The following is a 13,827-nucleotide window of genomic DNA, read 5'->3' on the forward strand; positions in this document are numbered from 1 at the left end:
CCTGGATCCCGCGGCTCCGCCGACAACCCCCAGATCGGACACGCCCCCGGCGTGTCCTCCCGTTCGCCTCCGGCTCACGGATGGGGCCCCGTCCCATCGAGGCGCTGCGCTACGAGTAGGGGCGGGCTCCGGCACTGTTTTTCCAAACATAGGCGATGCAAATGTCCTAAAATGGGCAAATTCGCCACTTCAATAAGACTCCATCGATCGACGCCTGTTTCAGGAAGAACCCATGACGCGCAGAAAATGGCTCTACATCAGTGGCGCCGCCCTTCTCGTGGGAGGGGCCATCACGTGGAAGGCCTACGCGGGCCCTTCGGTGGCCGACCTGGCCTTCACGGTGGAGACCGTCCGCCGGCAGGACGTAAAGGAGAGCGTCACGGCGAACGGTGAGATCCAGGCCCTGTCGAAGGTGAATGTCGGCACGACCGTCACTGGGGAGATCAAGCAGATCCACGTGAAGGACGGCCAGACGGTGAGGGCCGGCGACCTCCTCGTGACCCTGGACCAGGAGCGCTTCAAGCAGGACCTGAACCGCGCCGATCTGAGCCTGCGCATGGCCCACCAGGATCGGGAGAACGCCGAGGCGGTCTACCGGAAGCAGCAGGGCAGCTTCCAGCGCCAGGAGGCCCTCTTCAAGCAGGATCTGCTTTCCCTGGATCAGTACCAGGACGCCAAGCTCGCCCGCGACAACGCCGACATCGCGCTCCAGCGGGCCAAGGTGGCCGTGCAGCAGGCCGAGGCCCAGGTGGCCCTCTCGAGGGATGCCCTGGACAAGACCGTGCTGCGCGCTCCCATGGCTGGCCGGGTGACGGGCCTCAAGGCCGAGAAGGGGGAGATGGCCATCGCCGGCCAGACCTCCATCGCCGGGGCCGTGCTCATGGTGATCTCGGACCTGGGCGAGATCCTCGCCGAGGCGAAGGTGGGCGAGCTGGAAGTCTCCAAGCTGCGGCTGGGCCAGCCGGCGGAAGTGCAGGTGGACGCCCTTCCCGGAGTCGTCTTCCAGGCCAAGGTGTTCAACGTGGCCAGCAGCTCTGATCGCGGCCAGAACCAGAGCCTCTTCGGTGGCAGCAACCAGGAGCCTCAGAACTACAAGGTGCGGGTCATCCTGCAGGGCGACCGCGCGGACCTGGACCGCCTCCGTCCCGGCATGAGCGCCCGCGTGGCGGTGCTGGCCAACGAGATCAAGAACACGCTCGCGGTACCTCTCCAGGCCGTGATGGAACGGGAGGACCGATCCGGAGGGCTGGGTCTCATGCCGCGCACCCGAACCACGGTCTTCCTGGTGAAGGACGGAACCGCCGAGGAACGCACCATCCGCCTGGGGGCCTCCACCCGCCGCACGGCCGAAGTGCTGGAAGGGCTGAAAGAAGGCGAGACCCTCATCACCGGCCCGGCCAAAGGCCTGAACGGACTGGCCGCCGGCCAGAAGGTGAAGCTGGCGAAGGCCGGGGCGGCCAAGTGATCGCCTGGCGCTTCCGGGCCCAGGAGCAGCTCCGCGCGGCCCTCCAGAGCATCTGGTCCCACCGCCTGCGGTCGGTGCTCACGACCCTGGGCATCATCATCGGCGTGGCTTCCGTCATCACCGTGGTGAACCTCACCAAGAGCCTCGAGGCCCGCATCATGGCCGATGTGAACCAGGAGGGCAGCCTCACGTTTTTCCTGAGTCCAGGCATGTCCAACAAGGACTGGCGGGCCGGCAAGAAGATCAAGCGCCAGCCGCTGGATGCGGAGACCATCCGCGACCTTCGCACGATGGTGCCGCAGATCCGGGAGGTGTCCCCCGACGTCATGATCTGGGGCCGCAATGTGGCCAAGGCGGGTGATGTGAGCCGCCGAGTGCTGCTGCACGCCATCGGCGAGAACGGGCTGGACCTCGCCAACCTCAAGCTCGCGGAGGGGCGCCCCTTCACCCCCACAGACCGCAGCACCCGCGCCCCGGTGGTCGTCCTCGGCGCCAAGATCGCCGAAGAGATGGGCCTGGAGCACGCGGTCGGGAAGACCTTCACCATCAACGGCCAGACCGCCGAGGTCATCGGCATCCTCAAGAAGCAGGGGGATATCCCCTTCCAGGCCTCGCAGGACGACGAGGCCATGTGGGGCACCGACAATGAGGTGCTCATTCCCTTCGGCAGCTTCAAGGAGTTCATGCAGCCCTGGATGTGGGACAACATCAGCTACCGGTTGCAGGTCGATCCCTCCCTCAAGATGGTCGAGGCTGAAGAGCTTCTCCGCACCAGCCTGCGCCGCGCGCGGGGACTTCGGGGCGATGACGTGGACAACTTCGATCTGTCCACCAACCAGAAGCAGGTGGAGATGGTCGAGAAACTGACCAGCAGCCTCATGCTGGCAGCCGGGGGGATGGTCTCCATCAGCCTGCTGGTAGGCGGCATCGGCGTCATGAACATCATGTTGGTGAGCGTCACCGAGCGAACCCGCGAGATCGGCATCCGCAAGGCCCTGGGCGCACGACGCCGCACCATCCTCCTCCAGTTCCTCATCGAGGCCACCCTGCTGTGTCTCGTGGGTGGGCTCATCGGCCTTGGGCTCGGCCTTTCGTTGGGCGGCGTCCTCAGCCAGGTGCTGCTCAAGCAGGTGGGCCTTGTACCCCCCTGGACCGTGGCCTCGGCCTTCCTCGTCCCCGCCGCGGTCGGGCTGGGCTTCGGCCTCTACCCCGCCGCCAAGGCCAGCAAGCTGGATCCCATCGAGGCCCTGAGGTACGAGTGAGGTCTCGGGTCGCCCTCCTCCTATTCGCAGCGCTCAGGCTGATCGGAGCGCCTCTGCCCGGGCTGCGTGAGGGGGACATCCTCTTCCAGACCTCCCGCTCCCCGCAGAGCCGGGCCATCCAACTGGCCACCCACTCCCGGTACAGCCACATGGGGATCCTCTTCCGGGACGGGCGGCGCTGGCTGGTGTACGAAGCCGTCCAGCCCGTGAAGCGGACGCCCCTCCAGGCGTGGATCGACCGGGGGGTCGGGGGCCATGTGGTGGTCAAGCGCCTGAAGGACCGCGACCAGCGGCTGACGCCCGAGGTGCTGGGCCACATGCGGTCCATCGGCGCGCACTTCCTCGGCCGTCCCTACGACCTGACCTTCGAGTGGTCGGACGACCGCATCTACTGTTCCGAGCTGGTCTGGAAGATCTACCGGGAGGGCGCGGGCATCGAGCTGGGCGCCCTCCAGACGCTCCGCGAGTTCGACCTGTCGAACCCGGCGGTGCGCGCCAAGCTCCGGGAGCGCTACCAGGGCCGGCCTCCGCTGGACGAGCCCGTGATCTCCCCCCAGCGCATGTTCGAGTGTCCGGAGCTGGAGACCGTGGCCACCCGGTGAGCCGTCCGCCCCTTGGCCGATCCGTCCCGGCCGCTAGACTGGAAGTCCGTCTCGATCGGAGTTCCATATGTCGAAGGTTGTGCGCATCGCCAACGGGCAGGGTTTCTGGGGGGATAGCATCGACGCCCCGGTGCGGCTGGTGGAAGCGGGGGAGATCGACTACCTCACGCTGGACTACCTCGCGGAAGTGACCCTCTCCATCATGCAGAAGCAGCGGCGGAAGGACCCGCAGCTGGGCTACGCCAGCGATTTCGTGGACCTCATGAAGCGGGTGCTGCCCCAGCTCAAGGCCAAGGGCATCCGCGTGGTGGCGAACGCCGGCGGCGTGAACCCGGAGGCATGCCGCACGGCGGTGCTGGAGGTGGCGCGGAAACTCGGCGTGAAGGGCGTGAAGATCGCCACGGTGACCGGCGACGACGTGCTGGCGCGGCTGCCGGAGTTCAAGGAGAAGGGCCTCAAGCTGGCCAACATGGACACGGGCGAGGGTCTCTTCGACGCGCCCCGGGAGATCCTCAGCGCCAACGTCTACCTCCAGACCCAGGCCATGGTGGAGGCCCTCGACACCGGCGCGGACATCGTGCTCACCGGCCGCTGCACGGACCCCGGCCTCACCCTGGCGCCGCTCATCCATGAGTTCGGCTGGGCCGCGGATGATTGGAACCGGCTCGCCGCGGGCACCGTGGCCGGCCACATCCTGGAGTGCGGCGCCCAGAGCACCGGCGGCAACTTCACCCGCTGGTGGGAGGTGCCCGAGCTCTGGAACGTGGGCTACCCCATCGCTGAAGTCTCGGAGGATGGCACCTTCGTCATCACCAAGCACGCGGGAACCGGCGGCATGGTCACCGTGGACACCGTCAGCGAGCAGCTAGTCTACGAGATGGGGGATCCCCAGAACTACATCACCCCTGACGTGGTGGCGGACTTCACCAGCATCCGCCTGGACCAGGCGGGTCCCGACCGGGTGCGCGTCTTCGGGGTGACGGGCAAGCCCCGCACGCCCTTCCTCAAGGTGAGCGGCGCCTACCTCAAGGGCTACAAGGCTTCGGGCCAGCTGACCCTGTGCGGCCCCCGCGCCCTGGAGAAGGCCCGGCTCTGCGCCGACATCGTCTGGAAGCGCCTGGAGGCGGCGGGCTTCGTCTACGAGCACACGGACGCGGAGTTCCTGGGCGCCAGCACGGTCCACGCGGGCATCGCCCCCGCCCCGGAGGATCCCGCCGAGATCGTCCTGCGCCTGAGCGTGAAGGACTCGGATCGGAAAAAAGTGGAGCGCTTCGGCCGCGAGATCGCGCCGCTGGTCACCGCTGGCCCCGCGGGCGTCACCGGCTTCGCCGGGGGCCGGCCCAAGGCCCAGGAGATCGTGGCCTACTGGCCGGCCCTGCTGCCCCGGGAACTGGTCCAGTGGAAGGTGAGCGTCGAGGCGGTCTGAGGGCTCAACCGCGGGACCTCTCCCGGGGTCCATTCTCCAGCCTTCTTGCAAGTCCGTGGTTCATCGCACATCTTTGTTCCCACAGGTTCACGGAGCCGCCATGCGCCTACTCCCATCCTTCCTCCTCGGCTCTCTCGGCCTGCTCACCCTCATGGGCTGCTCGGGATCCGACTCCAACGGCGGTCCCTCGTCCGGCTACCTGGTGAACGCCATCGCCGTGGCGGACATCGATGCCAATGGGCAGCCCGATATCCTCGGCCTGGTCTCCACGGACCTGGGCGGCGTAGCCACCCAGGGCTATGTGTCGACCCGCCTCCAGGGGCCCGCCGGCACCTTCGCCCTCCCCACCCGCTTCGGCGTCGGCACCGAGCCGGCCAACCTGGTGGTGGCGGACGTGGACGGGGACGGCCGCCCCGATCTCGTGGTGGCCAACGCGACGGACCAGACCGTGAGCGTGCGGCTGGCCGATCCCGCCAAGCCCGGGTTCTTCCTGCCCGCCGTCCTGCTCGCCACGCCTGGCCGCACTCCTCTGGACGTGGCGGTGGGTGACCTCAACGGCGACGGGAAGATGGACATCGTGGTGGCGGCCAGCGGCGCCAATAACGTCATGGTGTTCCTCCAGGGATCCACCCTCGGCACCTTCCTCGCCCCCGTCACGTTCCCTGTGGGCGGCGATCCCCAGGCGGTCACCGTGGCGGATCTGGACGGGGACGGCACGCTGGACATCGCCGTCGCCACGACCGCGAACACCGTCTCCGTCCTGCGTCAGCTCCAGTTTTCCCCAACCCTCGTCGCCCAGAGCGCCGTGGACTACGCCACCGGCGTCCAGCCCGTGGCCATCAAGGCCGCGGACCTCGACGGCGATGGCAAGCTGGACCTGCTCACCGCCAACTACGGCGCCACCCTCAGCCCCGGCACCCAGGGCCTCAGCGTCCTGCTGCAGGGAGCGACGGCCGGCACCTTCCAGGCGCCGGTCCACTACACCACCGGCTACCGCTCCGCCGCCCTGGTGGTGGGGGATCTCAACGGCGACGGCAAGCTGGACGTGGCCGTGGCCAATTCCGGCCTGCCCGGCGATCCCGGCAGCGTGTCTGTCTTCCTCCAGGATCCTGCCACCCCCGGCGCCCTGCTGACGCCCACGAGCTACCGGGGCGCCTGGGGTCCCATGGGCGTGGCCCTCGGTGACATGAACGGGGATGGCCTTCCGGACCTGGTGCTGGCGGACGGCGACATCGTGGTGCGGTTCAACAACCCGGCCGCTCCCGGGACCTTCGGTCCCCCGCAGTTCTTCTACAACTGACACGAAAAGGCCCCGGAGACCGGGGCCTTTTCGTGTCTGGCGACAACCTTATCCGAGGTGGACGCTGATCTTGCGGGGCCGCACCTCGGGACGCTTCGGCACCATGAGGGTGAGCACGCCGTTGCGGAGCTCGGCCACCACCTTCTCGCCCTCCACGTCCTCCGGAAGGGTGAAGGTGCGGCTGAAGCGGCCGTGGCTGCGCTCGGCGAGATGGATGCGCTCGCCGTCCTTCACGGCCTCCTCATCGCGCTTGCCGGCGACGGTGAGGCGGGTGCCTTCGAGGCTGATCTCCAGGTCCGCCTCGAGGATGCCAGGCAGGTCAGCCCTGAACTGGTAGGCATCCGGGGTCTCCTTCACGTCGAAGCTGGGCATGAAGGCGGCCGCCGGGGCACCAAGGTCGTAGTCCCGGAGCGGATCCCAGCGCATGAAGTCGCGCATGAAGCGGAAGGGCTCCAGAGAGGCGGCCGTGGCCGGCAGCGCCTGGGGGTTGCGGGTGCGAAGGATGGTCATGAGGTCCTCCTTTGAACGTGGATCCGCCCGTTCATGTGCCTGAGACGCAGGCCATGATGGCGTTCCTTAATAAAATCTTAGTGCATGTAAGTCATATGTCAAGTCTCTGGTCTAAAAAATCATAAACACTCGATTACAAAGGGTTGACCCGCACGCGGAAGCGGATAGATTGGGTTCCGCCCTGGAGGTCCCATGCGTCGGAACGTCCTCATCCTCGGCCTGTTGTCGGTGGGCCTCCTCGCCGGCTGGTGCGGGCACGCCCTCGCGCCCAGCCCCGCGAAGCCCCGGCCCGTGGAGGCCCGGGGGGCCCTCTACGAGTGGGAGAAGATCCAGGTCCAGCGGTTCAAGGAGGCTGCCCCCAGCGTCGTCTACATCACCACCACCGAGGAACGGGCCCGGGACTTCTTCGGGCTCGATGTGGTGGAGGTTCCCGCGGGATCCGGCACGGGCTTCATCTGGGATGCCGAAGGGCATGTGGTGACGAACTTCCACGTGATCCAGGGCGCGGCCCGGGCCTTCATCACGCTGGCGGACGGCAGCCGCCACGAAGCCGCCTACGTGGGAGGCGCCCCGGACAAGGATCTGGCCGTGCTCCTCATGACGAAGACCCCGCCCAGGCTGCGGCCCATTCCCCTGGGCGCCAGCGCGGACCTGCAGGTGGGCCAGGCGGTGCTGGCCATCGGCAACCCCTTCGGCCTGGATCAGACCCTCACCACCGGCGTGGTGTCGGCCCTGGGACGCGAGATCCAGAGTGTGACGCAGCGCCGCATCTCGGGCGTCATCCAGACCGACGCCGCCATCAACCCCGGCAACAGCGGCGGCCCCCTGTTGGACAGCGCCGGCCGGCTCGTGGGCGTGAACACGGCCATCCAGAGCCCCAGCGGAGCCAGCGCCGGCATCGGCTTCGCCGTGCCCGTGGACACCGTGAACCGCGTCGTCCCTCAGCTCATCGCCCGCGGGAAGCTGGAGCGGGCGGACCTGGGCTTCGAGCCCGTGGCCCCCCGCCTCGTGGAACGCGCCTTCGGCCCCCAGAAGGGCGTGATGGTGGGGAAGGTCTATCGCGGCGGGCCCGCCGCCCGGGCTGGCCTCCAGGGCGTGGGCGCCGAGGGCCGCCGGGTCCTTCCCGGCGACCTCATCCAGGCCGTGAACGGCAAGGCCATCGAGGACTGGGATTCCCTGCTGGACGCCATCGAGGCCCTGCCCCTGGGCGGCTCCGCCCAGCTGGACATCCAGCGCGAAGGCCGGCGGATGCGCGTGCCGGTCCGGCTGGAGGCGGCGCGGGAATAGGCGCCCTCAGCGGCCGTTCTCGAGCGCCTCGGCGATCCGCTTGGTGTGCATCACCGAGCTGCGGATGAGAGCCAGTGGTTCCTCGGGATCCCGATCATCCACACAGCCCGGACGGGCCGTCCAATCGAGCTCGAAGGCCAGCTCCACCTCGCCCTCCGGCGAGACCTGGAGCTGGTTCACCACCGTCCCTTCGTAGACCGGGTGGTCCAGCAAGGTGAAGGTGACGGTCTGCCGACGGGGATCCGCCGTGATGCGCTCCTGGAAGGCCACGCCCCCGGGCAGCACCAGCTGCCGCACCACGCCCGAGGCGCCCCGCTCCAGGATCTCGGCGTCCAGCGCGTCCTCGATGTAGCGCTGGGGGTGCTCCATCTTGTCCAAGAGGACCGCCCACACGGTCTCGGGCGAGGCGTCGACGCGGCTGGTAACCCGGTGCCTGGGCATGGGATCCCCGGAAGGGACCCCAGGCTACGCCCGCCGGCCCCCCCGTGCCAGGGCCTACTCCAGGATCCTGGCCCTGGATCCTAGCCCTGGATCCACACGGGTTCGAGGCCCAGCAGCTTCTCCACGGCCTCGCGGCCGCGAGGGCCGGGATCGACCGTGAAGTCGTTCACCCAGGCGTTCACGTAGCGACCGATCATCTCGCGGTCCATGCCGCGGCCGAAGGACTGGCTGTAGTCCACGCTCTCCCAGTGGCGCGCGCGGGCCATCTCCACGCTCCTGCGCATGAGCACGGCGAAGCGCTGCTTCACGTCCGCAGGCAGGTCGCGCCGGATGGCGTTGCCGCCCATGGGCAGGGGCAGATCGTAGGCGTGCTTCCACCAGGCGCCCAGATCCACCACCAGGCGCAGGCCGGCATCGTGGTACATGAGCTGGCTCTCGTGGATGAGCAGGCCCGCCTGGAAGCGGCCCTCGGCCACCGCGGGCAGGATCTGGTCGAAGGGCACCAGCTCGACCTTGGGCTCGAAGCCCAGGGATTTGCACCAGATCCGCATGGCCAGGTAGGCGCTGGTGCGCCGCCCGGGAATGGCGATGGTGAGCCCCTTCAGCCCCGCGGGCTCCAGGGGCTTCCCGCTTACCACCAGGGGCCCCGTACCCTCCTGGATGCTGGAGCCGGCCGTCAGCAGGTCGTAGCGGCCCATCAGCTCCGGGTAGGCGCCGAAGCTGATGGCCGTGACGTCGTAGCGGCTCTCCGTCGCCTCGGCGTTGAGCGTCTCGATGTCCTTGCGGACGAAGGTGATCTCGAACTCCTCCGGGTCCAGCCACCCCAGGGCCAGGGGGGCCATCATGTAGGCATCGTCGGAATCGGGGCTGTGGGCGATGGTGAACTTCATGGCGGACCTCCCCTCCAGTTCAGCACAGATTCACAGAGTCCGATCCAGAACCCGGCCCAGAGGGTCACGGAACAGCCGAATCCGGAAGTGGACAAGGATGGGAACCGCATTCCCGATGCCCTAGTCTATGATGGTCCATTCCCCGCTTTGGAAACGGCTGTCTATCCCCGCCGGACTTTCGTTCCTCCGGAGCCTGCTTATGCCCGGACCCCATGATCAGACGTCTCCTTACCTTCCTCCTCGCCTTCAGCACCATGACGGTCGCCTCCGGCGCGGATGGTCCGGACCTTTCCTATTCGAAGACGATCCACTACCAAATCAAGGGGGGGCCAGCGGGCTACCGTCTGAGCTCAGAAACCACGGTCCAGCGGACGGCGCTGACGGAACGGGCCGCCCGAGCTCATGCCTTTGATGTGGTGGAGCAGCCTTTCACCACCATCAGCGGGCTCAGGGGGGAAAGCCGGGGACGTGATCTGAAGCAGGACCGTATCACCTTCCATTTCCCGCGGCTCGAAGATACGTTCATCCCCCCGGCCCGGGTGCATGAGCTCGAGTTCCCGGCCGATCTCAAGATCGGCGACACGATCACCTACTCCTGGCATGAGGACTACAAAGACCTGGCGTTTCTTCCGATCGCGAGTATCCCGGCGATCGACCAGGTGGTCCGATTCGAGATCAGGATCGACCATCCTGCGGATCTCCAGATCACCTTCACGCCTTTCTTCCCGCACGGCGATCTTCCCTTCAAGGAGGACCGTAGCGCTCCCACCCGGACCGTCCTCGTATTCCAGAACCTTCCCCGGATCGGCCTGTTCCCCTGCGACCCCTATCAGGGCCTACAGGCGGCCGTGCTGTTGGGCGTCCGCAGGGGGGCCGCGCCCCTCACCCCGGGAACGCCGGACGCCTTCTCGACCTGGTACCTGGGGCTCCTCCGCGACATGCCCAAGCCCAGCGAGGCCATGAACCAGTTGCTGGCCGAGGAACTCCGCCGGGCCGCGTCCCCCCGGGAGAAGGCCCGGATCCTGTTCGACTACGTGAAATCCGAGATCCGGTACATCGCGGACGAAGGCGCCATGCACGCCTTCGTCCCCCACGACCCGGCCTCAGTGCTGGAGAAGAAATACGGAGACTGCAAGGACAAGGCCTGGCTCCTGACGGCCCTGGGCCGGATCCATGGCCTATCCATCCATCCCGTCCTGCTATCCACGGTCCCCTCACCGGATTTCCCGGAGCTGGCCCCCGGGCTCTTCAATCACGTGATCTGCGCCCTGGAGGAGCAGGGTCAGCTGACCTTCATGGACCCCACGGCCACCTACAGCGAGATGGGGGACCTTCCAGATCCCGACCTCCTGGTGAAAGCGCTGGTGCTGGACCCCGCCCGGCCACGCATGGTCACCATCCCCTCGCAGCAGCAGTCTGAGGGGGTCGAGATCCAGATCGAAGGCGATCTGGCGAAGCCCCGCGAGGCCAAGGCCAGGATCACCCTCCGCCACAGTTGGAGGACCCAGGCCATCCGGTCCCGCAGGGACCTGAAATCCATGGACCTGGAAAACACGCTCTCCAACCGCCTGAACCGGCTGCTGGCCAAGCTATCGCTGGACGGTTTCCGGTTCAAGGACGTGGACCGCGAGAAGGTCGTCCTCGAAGCAAATGCGGACCTGACGGATTTCTTCATCCGCACCGACCTTCGTGTCTATGCCCCATCCGCGCCCTTCCGCGCCATCTCGCCGGATTACTTGGAGCGGGAGGGGGACACTCACCCACTGGATACCCAAGGACCCGACGCCTATCGCCTCGAGCTTGACCTGAAGTCGGACAGCCTACGCCCGCGGCCGGACCGCCTTTCGCTGGGCCGCACGGGTGCGGCGAACCACACCGCCACCTGTTCCGGAAAGGCCGGGAATATCCGTCTCTCCTACACCTTCAGGCAGCCCTTCCGGCTGTTGCCCAAGGGAGCCAGGGCGGAATTCATGGCGTTCTGCACACAGTACCTCCAGCTGAACCGAAGGCTCTTCGTCCTCCAAAGGAGCGAATCGTGAAATCCGCCCTCGTCCTCGTCGCCGCGCTCGCCCTGTTGGCTGTCGGCTGCCAGACCTCCGAACGCCTCATCACGTTCCCCTCCCAGACCGCCGCCGATGTCAAAGCACCACTCGATGTCCCAGCCCTCGAGAAGCGCTTCCCCGGGCAGGACGGTGTCTACCTTCAACGCGACACGTCCTTCGAACATGTCACCAGTGACGGGTGGCCAGGCGGCATCACCTGGACGTTCTTCGAGACCCAGACCCGCAGCTACGTCGTATTCAACCCCGATGCGAAATGGCTCTCCACGTTTGAAGTCCAGGTATCTCCCGGTTCCGAGCTGGAACGGGTGGCCCTGGAGATCCGCGGAACGGACGGGAAGGCCCGCCAGTTCGGCGTGGGAGACCTCAAGCAGGAGAAGGACTCCAAGGGCCTCGTGACCTACAAGCTGGCCTACCCGGACGTCCGGAAGGGCTGCGTCATCACCGAGGCCTACGTCATCAAGAAGGCGAACTGCTGGGCCGCCCCTCCGCTCCATCACGAGGTTCCGCTGCAATTCTCGATCCCCTGCCTTCAGGCGAGCTACCGGTTCCTCTATCCCAACTGGTGGGCGACCAAGGTGAAGGCCCTAGGCCCGGGCCGGACGCTGCCCGTGGAGGTGAAGAAGGATGAGCAGGCGAAAAAGACCATCATGACCTACACCGCCAAGGACATCCCGGCCGTCGAGAAGGAGCCTTTCTCCCCCTTCTTCAAGGAGGTCTCCAATTACGCGGAGATCATGGTCGTCCAGCTGAGTCTCGGCAAAGCCTATTACGCAGCCCCTTTGACCTGGGAGGCCTACGCCAAAGAGTTCAAAGGCTACGTCATGGACAAGAACCCCATCTTCTCGCAGCGGGTGGACCGCACCACCCTCGAGGCCACCCAATCCTGCAAGACGGACCGCGAGCGTCTCGAGGCCCTGGTGGGCTGGATCCAGGCCAACATGGAAATCGGCGCCACCAAAGGAAATTTCGCGGATGTGCTGGCCGCCAAGAGGGGCTCGGTCTACCAGCTCACGGGGCTGGCGCAGAGCATGCTTCGGAAGGCAGGGATCAACAGCCGCTTCCTGCTCATCCACTCCGCGGAAGACGGTTACTTCGACAAGGATTTCATCTCCAGTGAAGAGCTCTACATCCCGGCCCTGATGGCCGATCTCGGCGGCCGGTCCTACGTGGTGCTCCCCTACGCCAAGAACCTCCCCGTGGACATCATCCCCGAGCGGTTCCAGGGGCAGACAGCCCTTGCCATCGAGCCATCCGGCGCGGCCCAGCTCATCACGGTCCCCACCGGCAACCTGGCCACCAACGAAGTGTCCGAAGACTACTCGCTCACCTTCTCCGAAGACGGCAAAGTCCGGGTCACCGAAGAGAAGACCTTCCAGGGGTCCAACGCCTACAGCGTGCGGCGGAGCCTTGCCGACCTGAACCGGGAGGAGACCGAGAAGCTGCTGAAGGGCCTGCTGACCTACACCGAAGGCAAGGTCGAGTTCACGAAGTATGAATTCGTGGACCAAAGCGACTACAAGAAACCGCTGAAGGTGCACCTGGAATATGTCATCGACAACCTGGTCACCCTCACCCCAGAGGAGGTCCTCTTCAATACGGGCGGCCTCTTCGCCCCTGCCTCACGGCTGAAGACCAAGGTGGCCCCCAAGGATCGCCAGAACCCGGTCCGCATCTACTACGATGAGGCCTCCAGGAAGAACATCGTCCTGACCTTCCCCGCCTCCTGGAGGCTCTCCCGTGTCCCCCAGGACTTCCGGTTGGAGAACCGTTTCGGATCGATCAGCGGCTCCTACAAGAGCAGCTCGCGGAAACTCCAGGTCCAACAAGCCCTGACGCTGAAGAAGAGCTTCGAGTCCAAGGAGCGGATCGAGGAACTCCTGGAACTGACCGGGAATCATTCCAAGCTCTATGTCCCCACCCTGGTGTTCAAAGTGAAGGGGTGAGTCACCGGACGGCCAACCAGCCGCCCAGTTCCGCTCCGCGGCCTGGGCGTGTTCGCCGGACGTCATCACCCCTCAGCCGATGGTCTCCGGATCCTTCGGCGCCAGTTTGCCCTTGACGCGCTCCACGGCCTTGGCGGCCAGGGTGTAGCGGGGGTTCTCCTCCAGGGCCTTCCGGTAGTGCTCCAGGGCCTTGTCCAGCTGGCCCTTGGCCTCGTACACGCGGCCCAGGTTGAAGTGGGGGAAGCAGTAGCTCTCGTAGCGCTTGGCCTTCAGGGCCATGCGCAGCCAGGGGATGGCCTCGTCGGGCTCCCCCTGCTCCACGTAGTAGGCGCCGATGTCGTTGTAGGGGTTCCCGAACTCGGGGTCCAGGTCGATGGCCCGGTGGCAGTCCTCGATGGCCGAGGCGTAGTCCTTCTCGAAGGACCGCGTCCAGCCCCGGAAGGTGTAGGCCTCGGCCGTGGGACAGATCTCGATGGACTTGGTGTAGAGGGCGAGGGCCTTCTGGATCTCCCCCTTCATCTGGAGCTGGTAGGCCTTGCCCACCCACTCCATGGCCTCCTGCCGCTTGTCCTGGCGTTCCTGCTCGTCGCTCATGGGCCGCCCTCGCGGGCATCAGGATAAAACCTTCAGCCCCCTGG

General features: G+C 66.6%; 12 protein-coding genes. 8 read left to right on the forward strand and 4 right to left on the reverse strand.

What is annotated here, in order from left to right:
- Positions 1 to 232 precede the first annotated feature (232 nt).
- The 5 genes from MLE64_RS07710 to MLE64_RS07730 all read left to right on the forward strand — a co-directional run bounded on the left by MLE64_RS07710 (position 233) and on the right by MLE64_RS07730 (position 6,055).
- Positions 233 to 1,465, forward strand: a complete 1,233-nt coding sequence (locus tag MLE64_RS07710) for an efflux RND transporter periplasmic adaptor subunit (protein WP_243317199.1) — start codon at positions 233 to 235, stop codon at positions 1,463 to 1,465.
- The gene (locus MLE64_RS07715) at positions 1,462 to 2,727 is read left to right on the forward strand and encodes an ABC transporter permease (protein WP_243317200.1); all 1,266 of its coding nucleotides are present in this window, start codon (positions 1,462 to 1,464) and stop codon (positions 2,725 to 2,727) included. Before MLE64_RS07710 ends, MLE64_RS07715 begins: the two co-directional genes overlap by 4 nt.
- The gene (locus MLE64_RS07720) at positions 2,724 to 3,329 is read left to right on the forward strand and encodes a YiiX family permuted papain-like enzyme (protein ID WP_243317201.1); all 606 of its coding nucleotides are present in this window, start codon (positions 2,724 to 2,726) and stop codon (positions 3,327 to 3,329) included. The genes MLE64_RS07715 and MLE64_RS07720 overlap by 4 nt, the downstream gene beginning before the upstream one ends.
- A 67-nt stretch (positions 3,330 to 3,396) precedes the next feature.
- Positions 3,397 to 4,755 carry an acyclic terpene utilization AtuA family protein gene (locus tag MLE64_RS07725; RefSeq protein ID WP_243317202.1) on the forward strand — a complete coding sequence of 453 codons (1,359 nt, stop codon included), beginning with the start codon at positions 3,397 to 3,399 and terminating at the stop codon, positions 4,753 to 4,755.
- Between the two features lie 100 nt (positions 4,756 to 4,855).
- Positions 4,856 to 6,055: an FG-GAP repeat domain-containing protein gene (locus tag MLE64_RS07730; protein ID WP_243317203.1), complete on the forward strand. Its 1,200-nt coding sequence runs from the start codon at positions 4,856 to 4,858 to the stop codon at positions 6,053 to 6,055.
- 48 nt (positions 6,056 to 6,103) lie between these two features.
- Here the strand turns inward: MLE64_RS07730 and MLE64_RS07735 are convergent, their stop codons facing one another.
- Entirely contained in the window at positions 6,104 to 6,565 is a 462-nt protein-coding gene (locus MLE64_RS07735) for an Hsp20/alpha crystallin family protein (protein ID WP_243317204.1), read from the reverse strand.
- 192 nt (positions 6,566 to 6,757) lie between these two features.
- Between MLE64_RS07735 and MLE64_RS07740 the strand changes: the two genes are divergently transcribed.
- A complete protein-coding gene (locus tag MLE64_RS07740) occupies positions 6,758 to 7,852 on the forward strand; it encodes a S1C family serine protease (RefSeq protein WP_243317205.1) in 1,095 nt (364 codons plus the stop codon).
- A 6-nt stretch (positions 7,853 to 7,858) separates the two neighbouring features.
- On the opposite strand, the gene MLE64_RS07745 is transcribed toward MLE64_RS07740, so the two are convergent.
- Both MLE64_RS07745 and MLE64_RS07750 read right to left on the reverse strand, forming a co-directional pair.
- The gene (locus MLE64_RS07745) at positions 7,859 to 8,293 is read right to left on the reverse strand and encodes an AtaL-like protein (RefSeq protein WP_243317206.1); all 435 of its coding nucleotides are present in this window, start codon (positions 8,291 to 8,293) and stop codon (positions 7,859 to 7,861) included.
- A gap of 80 nt (positions 8,294 to 8,373) precedes the next feature.
- Entirely contained in the window at positions 8,374 to 9,183 is an 810-nt protein-coding gene (locus MLE64_RS07750) for an MqnA/MqnD/SBP family protein (protein WP_243317207.1), read from the reverse strand.
- Positions 9,184 to 9,395: 212 nt separating this feature from the next.
- Between MLE64_RS07750 and MLE64_RS07755 the strand changes: the two genes are divergently transcribed.
- Positions 9,396 to 11,222: a transglutaminase-like domain-containing protein gene (locus MLE64_RS07755; RefSeq protein WP_243317208.1), complete on the forward strand. Its 1,827-nt coding sequence runs from the start codon at positions 9,396 to 9,398 to the stop codon at positions 11,220 to 11,222.
- A complete protein-coding gene (locus tag MLE64_RS07760) occupies positions 11,219 to 13,189 on the forward strand; it encodes a transglutaminase-like domain-containing protein (RefSeq protein ID WP_243317209.1) in 1,971 nt (656 codons plus the stop codon). Before MLE64_RS07755 ends, MLE64_RS07760 begins: the two co-directional genes overlap by 4 nt.
- A gap of 72 nt (positions 13,190 to 13,261) precedes the next feature.
- Here the strand turns inward: MLE64_RS07760 and MLE64_RS07765 are convergent, their stop codons facing one another.
- Positions 13,262 to 13,783: a tetratricopeptide repeat protein gene (locus MLE64_RS07765; protein ID WP_243317210.1), complete on the reverse strand. Its 522-nt coding sequence runs from the start codon at positions 13,781 to 13,783 to the stop codon at positions 13,262 to 13,264.
- Positions 13,784 to 13,827 lie beyond the last annotated feature (44 nt).

The sequence above is a fragment of the Geothrix paludis genome, from assembly GCF_022808815.1.
Lineage (GTDB): Bacteria > Acidobacteriota > Holophagae > Holophagales > Holophagaceae > Geothrix > Geothrix paludis.